The sequence below is a fragment of the Rathayibacter sp. VKM Ac-2762 genome (assembly GCF_009866585.1).
Taxonomy (GTDB): domain Bacteria; phylum Actinomycetota; class Actinomycetes; order Actinomycetales; family Microbacteriaceae; genus Rathayibacter.
Genome location: NZ_CP047419.1, coordinates 2,816,736 through 2,829,492, shown reverse-complemented (window position 1 = coordinate 2,829,492; position 12,757 = coordinate 2,816,736). Strand labels below are relative to the sequence as shown.

Sequence of the window (12,757 nt, the reverse complement as noted above, 5' to 3'; positions counted from 1 at the left end):
CCCGATCCTCGGAGGCGGCGCCAGCCCCGAACCGGCGGCCCGCCGCCTCCGAACCACTGGAGACGGGCACTCCGCCCGCCCCGCCGAGAGGAACCCCTGTGCCGATCCCCGCTGTCGACTACAACCACGTCCGACTCACCGTCCGCGACATCGCCGTCTCGCGCCCCTTCTACGACTCCGTCTTCGGCTTCGACGTCGCCTTCGAGGCGCCGCCGGCCGACGCGTCGCCGGAGGAGAAGGAGCAGCTGGCGTTCGTGTTCGGCGGCGTGATCTACCAGTTCCCGGGCGGACTGCTCGGCCTGCGCCCCGTCGCGCCCGGCGACGACCGCTTCGACGAGGACCGGGTCGGGCTCGACCACGTCAGCTTCACCGTCCCCGACCTCGACGCGCTGAAGGCGGCCGCGGCCGTGCTCGACGACCTCGGCATCGCCCACGAGCCGATCAAGGACGCCGGCGGCATGAGCCTCCTCGAGTTCCGCGACCCCGACAACATCGCGCTCGAGATCACGTCCCCGAGCTGATCGGAGCAGCGCGCGCACGATCGGGCGGGTCTCACCAGGCCTCCACGCTGATCGAGTAGCGCGCGTCTCGAGATCCCCCACGCTCGAAGGGGCGGGTCTCGATCCGCCGTTGCGCCGCTACTCGACCAGCAAGGGTCCCCGCCGTGCTGATCGAGTAGCGCGCTCAGCGCGCGTCTCGGGATCCCCGCGCACGCACGGAGAGCGGACTACGGACGCCGCCGACGGTACGGAGTCGTCGTCGACACCCGGACGAGGCCCGCGCGCTCCAGGATGGGCCGCGAGTACTCGGTCGAGTCGCTGTGCAGGAGGGTCTTCCCGAGGGCTCGAGCGGAGGCGGCGCGGGCGGCCGTGACCAGGCCGTAGAGCCCGCGTCCGCGGTAGTCCGGCAGCGTCGCTCCGCCCCAGATGCCGGCGAAGGCGGTGCCCGGGACGGGCTCGAGCCGGCCGCCGGACGCCATCCGCCCGTCGACCTCGGCGACCCACAGCTCCATGCCGTCGCCGCGCGCCAGGCGGGCGACGAGCGAGTCGGCGATCGACACGTCGACCTCCTCCTCGAAGGCGGCGTCGATCATGGCGCTGAACGCGCGGACGTCCGGCTCGTCGACGACCCGCCGCAGCACGACCCCCTCCGGGACCGGCCGGTCCGAGAGCAGCGCCTCGACCGGGCCGATCATGATCGACTCGGCCTCGTCCGGCGCGAAGCCGTTCGCGACGAGCGCGTCGTGCAGGCCGGGGGCCTCGTCGTGGCCGCGGGTCTTCCACTCGACGCGGGTGATGCCGGGATCGGCGTCGAAGTGCGCGCAGGCCGCGGCGACCAGGCGGGCGATCTCCGCGGAGGACGCGCCGGCGAGGTCGCGGTAGGTGACGAAGCCGCGTCCGCCGGCGAAGGTCACCAGACGCAGAGGCCCCTCGCGCGTCACGGAGGCGGCGCTCGGGGTCTCGGCGTCGGAGCGGAGCTGGTCGTCGTAGGCGCGGAGGTAGTCGGAGCTCATCGCCCCGACGCTACCCCCGGACCCGGGCGATCAGGTCCTGGATGAAGGGGATGACGTCCTTCGCCTGGTCGACGCTGGCGAATCCGGTCGCGACGAGCGGCCAGATCGAGCCGATGAGCGTCGCGATCACGGCGGCCACCGCGGCGACCCAGGCGAGGGCCGCGTTGCGGGAGAGGAACGCGACCGCGAGGCAGGCCAGGCCGACCGCGTAGCTGAGGACGATCGAGAGGACGATCGCGCCGACCGGGACGTCGAGCGCCCCGGCCGTGGTGCCGTCCGCCGCGCCGATCAGCCCGAGGACGGGCAGCAGCACGGCGACGACGACCACGAACGAGAGCACGACGCCCGTGCCGAGCGCGATCCAGGCCGCACGCGGCTTGCGTCGCGCGCCGTACGAGCGGGTGCGCACGGGACTACTCCCGACCGGCGGTGGACGACGCGCGGTCGTCCTCGGAGCGGTGGGCGTCGGCGTCGTCGGACGCGGCGTCGCGATCGGCCGCGGCTTCGTCGCGCTCGGACTCCTCCGCCGGAGCGACCTCGACGGTCGCGGTGCGGGGGTCGCCGTCGTCGTCGACCGGCTCGACCTGGACGCGGACCACGAACTCCGCGGTCTCGACGACGGCCGGGGCCGCGTGGGTCTCGACGCGGGGGTCGTCCTCGTCGCGCTCGGCGGCGCGCTCGTCGTCGGCCGTCTTCTGGGCGGCTGCGCGCTCGTCGCGCTCGTCGGCCGCGCGGTCCATCGCGTCCGCGGCGTCGTCGGCGGCGTCCGCCAGGCGTCCGCGGGCGGAGTCGACGGCACCGGAGACGGCGTCGCGGGCGTTCCCGGCGGCCTCCACGGCGGAGTCGCGGGCGTCGGACGCGGCGCGCTTGGCGGTGTCGACGAGCGGCTCCTCGTCCTCCTCCGGCTTCTCGATCGGGTCGAACGGGCCGTGGACGTCGGTCGCCTCGACGTTGACGACGACGTGGCCGCCGGCGACCGGCTCCGCCACGCGCTGCACCTGCTCGCGCACGGCGTCCAGGACCTCGCGGACGGGGTGGGGGTACTCGACGACGAGGTCGATGTCGACGGTGGTGACGCCGTCGGCCTTCGAGACCGTGACTCCGGGGACGGTGCTGGTGCCCAGCACGCGGCGGGAGGCGCGGTCGAGGCCGCGGGCGACGGCTCCACCGAGGTGGTGGACGCCGGACACGCGCTGGGCGCTCTCGCCGGCGGCGGTCGCGACCCGGCTCTCGGTCGACTCGGGCTCGGACGGCTCCCCGTCGCGGCGGGCGGACTCGCGCCGACTCTGCTCGTTCGGGGTCGGCTGCTCATCGGTGCGGATGCGCTCGACGGTGCCGGGCTCCATCGGATCGGACATGGGGTGCTCCTTCAGAAAGACTTCCATCCCGCCTGAGCGGGGCTCTCCGGCCCTCCCGATCGGGAGGGCCGGACGGTGGTGCCGGCGGCTACTGCACGCGGGCGGTGCCGCTCATCTTCGTCCGCAGACCGCTGACGATCTGGATGACGACGGGCGTCTCCTCGCCGAGGAGGGCGTCCCACTGGCGGACGGCCTGGTCGACCGTCTGCCGGGTGCGGGCGGGCGAGGCGCCGCGGCGGGTGTGCGCGGTGACGCGCAGCACCTTCTGGTGCTTGATCTCGAACGCGGTCACGTCGACCGCGACGATGGACGGCTCCTGCGACAGGGCCTCCTCGAGGACCTGCTCGGCGACCTTCGCATCGATGGTGACGGAGCCGCCGGTGGGCGTCCCCGCTCCCTCTCCGGAGCCGACGCGCAGCAGCGTGGAGGTGCGGCCGCGGCCCTGGCGCACGATGAAGCGCACCAGCAGCAGGATGAGGACGAGCGCGACGACCGCGATGACCCAGAGGATCCACGGGGTGCCGCCCGAGAGGGCCCGGCTCGTGGGGTCGGCCGCGTCCTGCGCGGCGGTGGACACGTTCTCCTGGACCTGCGGGAGCAGCGACCCCACCGCGACGGCGCCGCCGGCGAGGAGGAGGACGAGCCCCACGACGAACAGGAGCAGCCGGTTGAGGAATCGGTTCGTGGTGGTCATCAGCGGACCGTTCCCTTCTCGGACAGGCGCACCTTGGAGCGCAGGCGCGGGGTGCAGTCGAACGTGGCGAGCTCGGCGTCGACGGCCTCGCGGATCGGCGCGACGTCGATGCTGCGGCCGGAGGTGCGGGAGACCGTCACGTCGACGACGCGGGATCCGACCGACACCGACACGTTGTCCGGGTCGACGTCACCGGCGTAGCCGGCGGTGCGGGCGACGGCCTGCGCGATGACGCGGTCGTCGACGATGGCCGCGGTGCGGTCGGTGCTGACGGCGCGACGGCCGCGACGGCCGGGCTTGAGCGACACGACGATCAGGACGAGCCCGATCAGCGCGAGCACGGCGCCGGCGGCGGCGGTCAGCGCGATGGGCGCTGCGGCCGCGTTGAGCAGCGAGGACGCTCCGTCCTGCGGGGCCACGAGCAGCGCGGGCTGGCCGAGGACGGCGAGGACCGCCTCCGTGCCCAGCCACGCGAACAGGAGGATGAGCAGGACGGCGAGGACGATCGCCGATCCGGAGCGGGACGAGTGCGTCTCGCGCCTCACCAGGCGCGGGTAGAGCGCCCGGCCGGCAGTGCTGGGAGTCGTCACGACACCCTCCTTCGTTCTCGGAGGTCGGCACCGGTGATCCGGAGGTCGACCCGGCCGATCGTGGAGCCCGTCAGTTCGAGGCAGCGCGAGCGGATGGTCGTCTGCGCCCGGCTGAGTCGGTCCAGCAGCGTCCCGGAGGAGCGGCGGCCCGTCTCGCCCAGGGGCGTGACGTGGATGGGGGCGTGCGCGACGACGTGGAGGCGTCCTCCCTCGTCGTCGAGCTCGACGGACACGTCGGACGAGTTCACGTCCAGCGCCTCCGCGGTGACGGCCGACACGACTCGGCGCACGGCGCGCGAGCTGATCGTCGTGCGGCCGTGGCTGGCCTCGTCGGCCATCACCGCCGCGGTCACGAGGACCGCCGCCCGCGGAGGGTGTCGCCGAGGGAGCGCAGGTCGAGCTTGCCCTCGACGACCCGCCCGACGCCGTAGCCGATCGCCATGGCGAGCGCGACCCAGAGGAGCGCCCAGAAGCCGAAGACGAGGGCGGTCAGCGCGAGGACCGCGCCGAGGACCAGGCCGATGTGGGACGGAGTCACTTGACGCGGCTCTCGGTCTCGTCGTCCTTGTCGTCCGAGGGGATGAAGACGTCGGAGACGGTGACGTTCACCTCGGCGACCTCCATGCCGACGACCGAGGAGATGGCCTCGGAGACGGCGGAGCGGATGCTGTCGGCGAGCTTCTGCAGTGCGACGGGGTACTCGGCGACGACGGTGATGTCGGCGGCGACCTGCTTCTCGCCGACCTCGACGGAGATGCCCTGGCCGCGGTCCTGCGCGTTGATCGCGTTGCGGATGGCGCCGATGGCGCGGGCGGCGCCGTTGCCCAGGTCGTGCACGCCGGGGACCTCGCGGGCCGCGATGCCGGCGACCTTCTCGACGACGCCGTCGGCGATCGTGTTCTTGCCGGCCGAGGTGGCGGTGCCGTGCTTGGCCGAGGAGGCGTTGGCGAGGCTGGTGGGGGTGACGTTGGTCATGATCTTCTCCAGATGGTCAGAGGTCGTGGCCGGGGCCGCGGTGCTCACGATCCGTGGCACATGATGAAGACGTGGCCCGGGGCCCGGACGTCCCGGTGGCTCAGCCAAGGTGCAGGGAACGTCGAGCGGAGATGCGTTTCGCGGCCACCGGCGTCCACAGGCCTCGGCGGCGCACTCGCTGAGCGGCCAGCGGAGTGCACAGCCGCGTCAGGCCGCGGTCGCCGTCCCCGCCGGGAGCCGGCGGTCGCGCCGACGGGTGAGGGCGCGGCCTCCCGAGATGAGGCTCCGGCCGCCCGCGCGCATGACCGAGCGCGGACTCCTCCCCGCGGAGGAGCAGCGCGTCAGGCCTCGTGCAGGTGGCGGTCGAGCGTCATCCAGTTCTCCCGGCTGAGACGGGCGGCGCCGTCCGTGTCGCCCGCGCGGAGGGACTCCACGATCGCGCGGTGCTGCTCCACGGATCCGCGGGCCGCGAGGGAGGCGAAGCGCTGGCGCTCAGCACGGCGGATGAGCGGAGTGGCCTGCTCGAGCACGTCCTCGATCATCCCGTTGCCGCTGAGCCCGGTGAGCACCGCGTGGAACGCGTCGTCGGAGCGCAGCGCCAGCTCGACGTCGCCCTCCGCCAGCGCCCGCGCGAAGTCGTCGTTCGCCGACTCCATCGCGGCGAGCGCCTCCGGAGTGACGGCCGGGCCGGCGAGGCGCGTGGCGAGCTCGTGCATGGCGGCGGCGATCTGCTGGGCGTCGCTGATGCTCTCGGCCGTGGCGGGGGTCACGATCGTCGCCCGGCCGGGCTTGGCCGAGACGAGGCCGACGCGGGCCAGCCGGAGCAGCGCCTCCCGGATCGGCGTCCGGCTGACCCCGAGCCAGGCCTCGAGCTCCTGGTCGCGGAGGCGCTCCCCCGGCTCGAACGTCCCGTCGACGATCGCGTCGCGGAGGGCGCGGTAGACGTCGTCGCGGAGGAGGGACCGGGGGGTGACGGCGGTCGTCTTCGGGATGGGCATACGGCGACCATAGCACCGCGCGATATATTGCATACGCCACTCGACCGCCGCCACCGGCGTCACTCCACCGACACCGCGCCCGCTCCGCTCACCGCGAGCCGGGTGTCGAGCGGGAGCGGCTCCCACCGGTCGCCCGAGCAGAAGTCGACGCGGTCCCGGTCCAGTCCGCTCGTCGTCACGACCTCGCCGCCGTCGAGCACGACCAGAGTCTGCATCCCCTCGTCCTCGGACCGGTCGGGCCCGGACCAGGAGATCCCGGTCCGCTCCTCGACCGACTCCGGCGACTCGTAGGGGCAGACGACGAGGAAGTCAGAGCCGTCGACGCCGTCCACCTCCGCGAGGGCGAACGATCCGCCCGCCGCGGCCTCGGCGGCGTCCTCGACGGCGGGGCCGGGATCGGCCGCGCCCGCGCAGCCGACGAGCAGCAGCGCGGACGAGAGGACGACCGCAGCAGCCCGGGTCCGGCGGCCGGAGGCGGCCCCTCGGTCCGCCCGCCCCGTCACCGCGTCGCCCGCACCGCGTCGAGGATCAGCTCCGCGACCGCGTCCGGCTCCGAGACCGTCACGGCGTGCGACGCGTCGATCTCGACCGCGGTGGAGCGGGCGCGCTCGGCCATGAACCGCTGCGACTCGGCGGGGACGGCGAGGTCCTGACGCGTGATCAGGGTCCAGGAGGGGATGCTCCTCCACCCGGCGGCCGTGGCCGAGTCCTCGAGCGCGGCGGCCGCGATCGGCCGCTGGGTCGCAGCCATCAGAGCGGCGGTGGGCTCGTCGACGTCGGCCGCGAAGACCTCACGGAACCGGTCCTGCTGGATGTAGAGGTCGTCGCCGGAGAACCCGCCGGACGCGAAGGGGACGGGGGTCAGGGCGGGGCCGAGCTCACCGCCCGGGAACTTCCCGGCCAGCTCCCCGGTGCTCTCGCCCGGCTTCAGGAGGAAGCTGGCGACGTAGACGAGCGCGCGGACGTTCGCGGCGCCCTCCGCCGCCTCGCTCGCGACGGATCCCCCGTAGGAGTGGCCGGCGACGACGACGGGTCCGTCGATCCCGTCGAGGACGCTGCGGAGGTACTCGGCGTCGGGGGCGAGCCCGCGGAGGGGGTTGGCGACCGCGAGGACGGGCAGGCCCTCGGCGAGGAGCCGGGTGGCGACTCCGTTCCAGCTGGACGACTCGGCGAACGCGCCGTGGACGAGGACGACGGTGGGCCGGTCGCCCTCAGGGGTGAACGCGGACGTGGACATGGCTGCTCCTTCGGGATGAGGTGGTCGGACGACTGCATGCAATATATTGCATGCAGGTAGAAGAAGGCGAGAGAGTGGCGGGAAATTCCCGAGGCGGATGAACGGAGTGGTCCGGTCGCCCGGTCGGGGCCTCCCACCCTCCCGGCGGGCCGAACGGTCAGCCCGCGTCGTCATCGACCTGCGCACGCGCGCCGACGTCGCCCGGAGTGAGACGCTCTCGACGGAGTGAACGCCTCCTGCCGGGCCGTTCCTGCGTGGAGGCGCGCGGACACGATGCCCCCACCGGCGCCGGAGAAGCCTCGCGCTCCTCGATGAGCGAGAGGACATAAGCTCGCACACGTGGCAGCCGGCGCAGTGATGTACAACTTCGCGATACAGCTGGCTGATGTGGACCGCGGCGTCTACGAGGACATCACGTTGCGGGCCGCTCGGCACCCCTCCGAGACCGACGCGTACATGATGACGCGCGTGCTCGCGTACTGCCTCGAATACGTGGAGGGGATCACCTTCAGCGAGGGGATCTCGTCGACAGCGACCGAGCCGGCGGTGCTGGTCCGCGATCTCACCGGCAGGCTGACCACGTGGATCGAGGTGGGCGCGCCGGACGCCGAGCGACTGCACTTCGGGAGCAGACTGGCCGACCGCACGACGGTCTACACGCATCGCAACCCGGAGAAGGTGATCGCGGCGTGGTCCGGCAAGCGCGTCCACCAGCTCGAGCAGATCACCGTGCAGAGCTTCGACCAGGGGTTCCTGGATGCCGCGGTCGCGGTACTCGAGCGCCGCAACACGCTGACCGTGTCGGTCGTCGAGGGGCAGCTGTATCTCGAGTTCAACGGCGTGACGTCGAGCAGCGACATCCACGTGCATCAGCCGGGCTGAGCCGGCGCCGAGTGTCCCGAGGTCCGTGTCCGGAAGACCGGTCGGAGGACACGATGGAGCATGACGGCAGAGCACTCGCCGCCGACGAGACCGATGTGCATCACCGGCCCTCACCTGTCGCGAGCGTGCACGTCGGGGCGGCGGTGACCTGGCTGGCGATCTCTCCTCTGGTCACCATCGGGATGACAGTGCCGGCCCTCGTCGCGGACGAGTGGCCTCCTGTTCTGCGGGCCTTCGTCCTGACCGCCGTCGTGGTGCCGCTCGCGGTCTACCAGGTCGTGCCGCGGCTGCTCCTCCTGCACGGCCGGATCGTCGCCTTCCGCGGACGTCACCGAGCTGCCCGCGGCTGAAGTCGCACGCTGACGGCTCCGGGTGCCGAGAGGCTCGAGGCCGCTTCTAGTCGAGCGCAGTCTCGGCGAGCCAGTCGCGGGCGATGGTCGCGGGGGATGCCTGCTCCTCGACGCTGCGGGTGTTGAGTCCGAGGAGTCCCTCGGGGGGTGAGTTCGGCGCTGATCGAGTCGATGATCCTTCGCTAACGCCGAGGGCCGCTTCCCTGAGGAAGCAGCGTAAGTGGCGGCGGAGTACCGGGCGCAGTGCCGCGGGTGAATGAGACGCTGCGACGACTGGCCGACCAGTGATCCCCAACGTCACGTACGGCGGGGACATGGGCGGTCTCGTGCGCTACCTCGCGGGCGAGGGGCGCGCGAACGAGCACACCGAGCAGCACTTGATCGCGGGGAACCCGGCGATCATGGCGATGCTCGGTGAGAGCGTCCTCGACCAAGCCGAGGCCGCCGCGATCGCGGCAGAGTTGAACGAGTACAAGAACTTCTTCGGCGTCGAGGTGACCCGCCACGAGAAGGTGTTCGACAAGGACTCCGGCGAGTAGATCGGCAGCAAGCGCGTCGCCGCTGACGTCTGGCACTGCTCCCTCTCGCTGCGTGCGGAGGAGGGGCAGCTCACCGATGAGCAGTGGGGACGGATCGCGACCGATTTCGTGGACCGGATGGGGTCCGCCGGCGAGTCCTCCGCAAAGGCGGACTGCCGGTGGATCGCCGTGCGGCACGGGCTGTCGAAGAACGGCAACGACCACATCCACATCGCTGTCTCCGCGGTGCGCGCCGACAGGACGAAGGCGCACGTCGCGTATGACAAGGCGCTCTCGCAGACGGTCAGCCGTCAGCTGGAGAAGGAGTACGGGCTCGAGCCGTTGCACGCGCCCGAGCGTGAGCTGGGGGAGCGCGGCGTGCAGCCGGGCGCTCGCGAGTCCGCGCAGCGCCGCGGCGCCGTCGAGGTCGACGCTCACCGGCTCGAGCGCGCGGTCCGCTCGTCGACATCCGCGTCAGCGGACGAGGCGGAGTTCGTGCGCCGGATGCGTCAGGCCGGCGTGCTCATCCGCCCGCGCTATGCGGCGGGCCACGACGACGTCGTCGCCGGCTACTCGGTCGCGTTGCGTCCCGAGAAGGGCGCGCCCGTGGTGTGGCACGGTGGCGGGAAGCTCGCCCGGGATCTCACTCTCCCGGAGCTGCGGAAGGGCTGGCCGGACTCACCGGAGTCCGCGCAGACAGCGGTCGATGAGTGGCGCGCGACAGCGAAGAACTCGTGGCGCTATGAGCCCGTCGCGTCCGGCCGCGAAGCGACGGAGCTCTCCAGCGCCCTTTACTCCTCGTACGCGGAGGACATGGGGCGGCTGCACGACTACCTGAGTCGAGTGGACCCCTCCGATCGAGCGACCTGGGCACACGCAGCCCGCGAAGCCTCCGGCGCCTACGCCGCGTGGTCGAGGCGCCTCGAGCCGACGCCCGGGCCGCTGGCCGAAGCGTCACGGACCCTCGCCCGCTCCGCGCACCTGCGCGCGCACGAGTCGACGCCGCGGCCGGCGGGGATGCCGTCCATGTCCGGCACGACGATGCTGATCCTCGCGACCGCCGGGAAGCGGAACAAGGCCGCCGAGGAGGCCATGCTGCTGCGTCAGATCGTGCGCACCACGCGAGCGATCATGGACGCCCACCAGGCCGCCGGCGACGCCCGCCGCACGCGCGAGCTCGCCGGGACGATCCGAAACCAACTGAAGACGGTTCACGAGGGCTACAGCGCGCAGATCCAGAAGAACGCCTGGGAGGCTCTGCCCGAGGACACTCGCCGCGCGCGCGAGACGGTGCAGGCGAGCTTCGCGACCGGGACTCCTGTCCCGACGAAGCTCACGAAGGCCGAGCCGAACGTCACCACGACCGCTGCCCCGCAGCGCGGCACCGAGCCGCGCGAGCGCGACGGATACGACCGCTAGACCGAGACCAGTGAAGGGGAGGCATCACTATGGCTGACGACGACGGAGGCGTGGAAGAGTCCATCAACTCGTCCACGCGGATCGCGCTCACCATCGCGATCCAGCTCGGCGAGAAGCTGGCCCGCGCATACCAGGAAGCGATGCGCGAAGCGCAGCAGCGCAGCGCGATCGAGGCCCGCGAGCTCGCCGCCCGCTACGAGGGCGAACGGGCAGCTGCGCGACAGGCAGTATCGGTCGTCAACGATCCCCAGTGGTGGGATCAGGCGAGCGTGCGCGACGTCGCCCGCGTCGCGGAGACGGCGACCGCGTGGAAGGACGCGGACCCTCAGATCGCGTCCGCCAGCGCCTTGATCGCGTCAGAGGCGAAGGAGCGCTACGGCGTCGACGTCGCCACGCTGCAGGGCATCGCACGCGACACCCCAACCGAGCTGGACCTCGCTAAGCAGTGGGCCTCCACTGCCGCGCCCGAGGGCTACCACCGACACGACGATGACCGGCTGACGATGCCCGTCGGCGACATCCGCGAGCCCAACCCTTCGGCGGAGCGGGCGCTCATCGCGGACTACCGCGCGGCGGTAGCCGGCGACGTCCCCGCACTCGAGCTGAGTGTCGCGGAGGAGTGGAAGCGCGCCAACGATCCGGTCGGCTACCAGGACTACCGCGTCGAGACAGCCGTCGCCTTCGACCATGGCCGCGCGCAGCCGGCGGATCCGGCGGTGGCTGAAGCCGCGAGCGCGGCTCTCGTGCAGGAGTGGCGCACCGACCAGGCCGGCGGCCCCACCGTCGCCGCGGCGGACGCCGAGCGGGCACAATCCCGCCGTGACGTCACCGAGGCCCAGGTGATGATCGCGGAGGCCGGCGGAACGCCCACGCAGAGCCCCGAGGAGTTACGCACCCTGGCCGAGGACGCTCGATCCCAGGTTGCGCTCTACCGCGACGACAACGGCGTCCAGAGCGCCCCTGACGGCGTTCCTGCGGCGGTAGACGAGGGACGCGCAGCCGCGGCCCGCTCCGAAGGGAAACTCGCGTACGACAGCGCCGAGCGCCGGACTCCCACCGCGAATGCGATGCAGGCCCAGGACGTCCCGCAGGAGCAGATCAACGCGCGGATAACCGTGGACGCCTCGTTCGCGACTCCCGCTCGTGGAGCGGACCCCGCAGCGCGCACACGAGTTCCATCGACGCGTGGCGGACGCGGGCAGGGCCGTCAGATCGAACGATCTGAACCCGGCCGCTGAGTCGCGCCCTCAGCCATTGACGCTGCGCTCGCGCTCGTCCCGAGCGTCGCGCGGATAGCTGCTGACCAAACATCAAGGGGCGGAGGGAGGTTGTCTGTCGACGACCGTGACTTGCACCTGTAATCCGATGGTGTAGCGGGAGAAGGGGAAGTAGAGCCGGTTTTGGGTGTCGACCATCTTGAACGCGGCGATGCTCGTGCCTTGAACGAACTGTGCGGTGCAGGGGACCGTGAACACGAGGTCTTCGCCGGGTTTGGTTGTGGGCATGGGGATGAAGGCGGGTGTCGTGATGAGGCCGTGGCCTGCGGCGATTCCGATGCGGGCGAGGCGTCGGTCGGTCCAGGTGACTGTGCCGACGTTGCGGATGGTCCAGGTTTTCTCGAACATTTGGCCCGGCGCCATGATGGTGCCGTCCGCGATTGTCTCTCCGAGGAACTCGGAGGAGTCGGCTTCGGATGCGTCAGGGGAGAGTGCGAATTGGGTGAGTTCGCGGTTGAGCTTCTCTCTGGCGCGTCCCGCGAGGACGGCTTCGTAGGAGGACATCAGGATGCCGCCGCTGGCGAGGTGGTGCTCGAGCTGCATCATGACCGCGGCTGACGGGCAGTCGCGCCCCTCCTCGGCGCCACTGATGGTTCGACGGTTGCGTCCGACGAGGTCCGCGAGTTGGGGGATGGTGAGTGATCGCTGCTCTCGCCAGTGCCGGATCTGGTGGCCAAGCTGCTGCTGCAGCGTGTGGGCGGGGCCGGGGGGACGACTTTCGCGTGGCATGGGCGCCTCCGGTTGGGGGGAAATTTCCCACAACATAGCGTCCCCCGTATCAAGGGAAGTGGCGTCGGTCACAACCACCAGCCGGCGCTCCACTCCATGACACAGCAGAGGAGCCCTGATGTACCCGATCACCCGGCGAGCCCCCCGGTCTCGCCTGACCACTTCCTTCCAGCTCGACACCCTTCGGGCGGGGAGCGAGAAGCCAGTTGGGCCGCGA

At 72.0% G+C, this 12,757-nt stretch carries 18 protein-coding genes; 6 read left to right on the top strand and 12 right to left on the bottom strand.

The window, feature by feature from the left end:
• The first annotated feature begins 98 nt into the window (after positions 1-98).
• Entirely contained in the window at positions 99-521 is a 423-nt protein-coding gene (locus GTU71_RS13305) for a VOC family protein (protein ID WP_104223996.1), read from the top strand.
• Between the two features lie 206 nt (positions 522-727).
• On the opposite strand, the gene GTU71_RS13300 is transcribed toward GTU71_RS13305, so the two are convergent.
• From GTU71_RS13300 to GTU71_RS13250, 11 genes are all read right to left on the bottom strand, one after another.
• Positions 728-1,513, bottom strand: a complete 786-nt coding sequence (locus GTU71_RS13300; protein ID WP_159940479.1) for a GNAT family N-acetyltransferase — start codon at positions 1,511-1,513, stop codon at positions 728-730.
• A 10-nt stretch (positions 1,514-1,523) separates the two neighbouring features.
• Positions 1,524-1,922, bottom strand: coding sequence for a hypothetical protein (locus tag GTU71_RS13295; RefSeq protein ID WP_104223994.1), 399 nt, complete (start codon positions 1,920-1,922; stop codon positions 1,524-1,526).
• Positions 1,923-1,926: 4 nt separating this feature from the next.
• Entirely contained in the window at positions 1,927-2,871 is a 945-nt protein-coding gene (locus GTU71_RS13290) for an Asp23/Gls24 family envelope stress response protein (RefSeq protein WP_159940477.1), read from the bottom strand.
• 88 nt (positions 2,872-2,959) lie between these two features.
• Positions 2,960-3,565: a hypothetical protein gene (locus tag GTU71_RS13285; protein WP_159940475.1), complete on the bottom strand. Its 606-nt coding sequence runs from the start codon at positions 3,563-3,565 to the stop codon at positions 2,960-2,962.
• Positions 3,565-4,155, bottom strand: coding sequence for a DUF6286 domain-containing protein (locus GTU71_RS13280; protein ID WP_159940473.1), 591 nt, complete (start codon positions 4,153-4,155; stop codon positions 3,565-3,567). The genes GTU71_RS13285 and GTU71_RS13280 overlap by 1 nt, the downstream gene beginning before the upstream one ends.
• Positions 4,152-4,508, bottom strand: coding sequence for a hypothetical protein (locus tag GTU71_RS13275; RefSeq protein ID WP_244230558.1), 357 nt, complete (start codon positions 4,506-4,508; stop codon positions 4,152-4,154). Before GTU71_RS13275 ends, GTU71_RS13280 begins: the two co-directional genes overlap by 4 nt.
• Entirely contained in the window at positions 4,505-4,693 is a 189-nt protein-coding gene (locus tag GTU71_RS13270) for a DUF2273 domain-containing protein (protein ID WP_104223990.1), read from the bottom strand. The genes GTU71_RS13275 and GTU71_RS13270 overlap by 4 nt, the downstream gene beginning before the upstream one ends.
• Positions 4,690-5,130, bottom strand: a complete 441-nt coding sequence (locus GTU71_RS13265; RefSeq protein WP_159916480.1) for an Asp23/Gls24 family envelope stress response protein — start codon at positions 5,128-5,130, stop codon at positions 4,690-4,692. Before GTU71_RS13265 ends, GTU71_RS13270 begins: the two co-directional genes overlap by 4 nt.
• A 341-nt stretch (positions 5,131-5,471) precedes the next feature.
• Complete coding sequence (locus GTU71_RS13260) at positions 5,472-6,128, bottom strand: GntR family transcriptional regulator (RefSeq protein WP_104308272.1); 657 nt, start codon at positions 6,126-6,128, stop codon at positions 5,472-5,474.
• Between the two features lie 59 nt (positions 6,129-6,187).
• Positions 6,188-6,631, bottom strand: coding sequence for a hypothetical protein (locus GTU71_RS13255; protein WP_159940471.1), 444 nt, complete (start codon positions 6,629-6,631; stop codon positions 6,188-6,190).
• A complete protein-coding gene (locus tag GTU71_RS13250) occupies positions 6,628-7,365 on the bottom strand; it encodes an alpha/beta hydrolase (protein ID WP_159940469.1) in 738 nt (245 codons plus the stop codon). The genes GTU71_RS13255 and GTU71_RS13250 overlap by 4 nt, the downstream gene beginning before the upstream one ends.
• Before the next feature lie 339 nt (positions 7,366-7,704).
• Here GTU71_RS13250 and GTU71_RS13245 point away from each other — a divergent pair, with 339 nt between their 5' ends.
• The 5 genes from GTU71_RS13245 to GTU71_RS13225 all read left to right on the top strand — a co-directional run bounded on the left by GTU71_RS13245 (position 7,705) and on the right by GTU71_RS13225 (position 11,772).
• Positions 7,705-8,247, top strand: coding sequence for a YaeQ family protein (locus tag GTU71_RS13245; RefSeq protein ID WP_104266521.1), 543 nt, complete (start codon positions 7,705-7,707; stop codon positions 8,245-8,247).
• Positions 8,248-8,300: 53 nt separating this feature from the next.
• Positions 8,301-8,597, top strand: coding sequence for a hypothetical protein (locus GTU71_RS16500; RefSeq protein WP_159940467.1), 297 nt, complete (start codon positions 8,301-8,303; stop codon positions 8,595-8,597).
• 314 nt (positions 8,598-8,911) lie between these two features.
• Positions 8,912-9,136: a hypothetical protein gene (locus GTU71_RS13235; protein WP_159940465.1), complete on the top strand. Its 225-nt coding sequence runs from the start codon at positions 8,912-8,914 to the stop codon at positions 9,134-9,136.
• Positions 9,137-10,534 carry a relaxase/mobilization nuclease domain-containing protein gene (locus GTU71_RS13230; RefSeq protein ID WP_347877632.1) on the top strand — a complete coding sequence of 466 codons (1,398 nt, stop codon included), beginning with the start codon at positions 9,137-9,139 and terminating at the stop codon, positions 10,532-10,534.
• A gap of 29 nt (positions 10,535-10,563) precedes the next feature.
• Entirely contained in the window at positions 10,564-11,772 is a 1,209-nt protein-coding gene (locus GTU71_RS13225) for a hypothetical protein (RefSeq protein ID WP_159940461.1), read from the top strand.
• Positions 11,773-11,844: 72 nt separating this feature from the next.
• Here GTU71_RS13225 and GTU71_RS13220 read toward each other — a convergent pair whose 3' ends face one another.
• Positions 11,845-12,672 carry an NBR1-Ig-like domain-containing protein gene (locus tag GTU71_RS13220; protein WP_159940459.1) on the bottom strand — a complete coding sequence of 276 codons (828 nt, stop codon included), beginning with the start codon at positions 12,670-12,672 and terminating at the stop codon, positions 11,845-11,847.
• Positions 12,673-12,757: the final 85 nt, after the last annotated feature.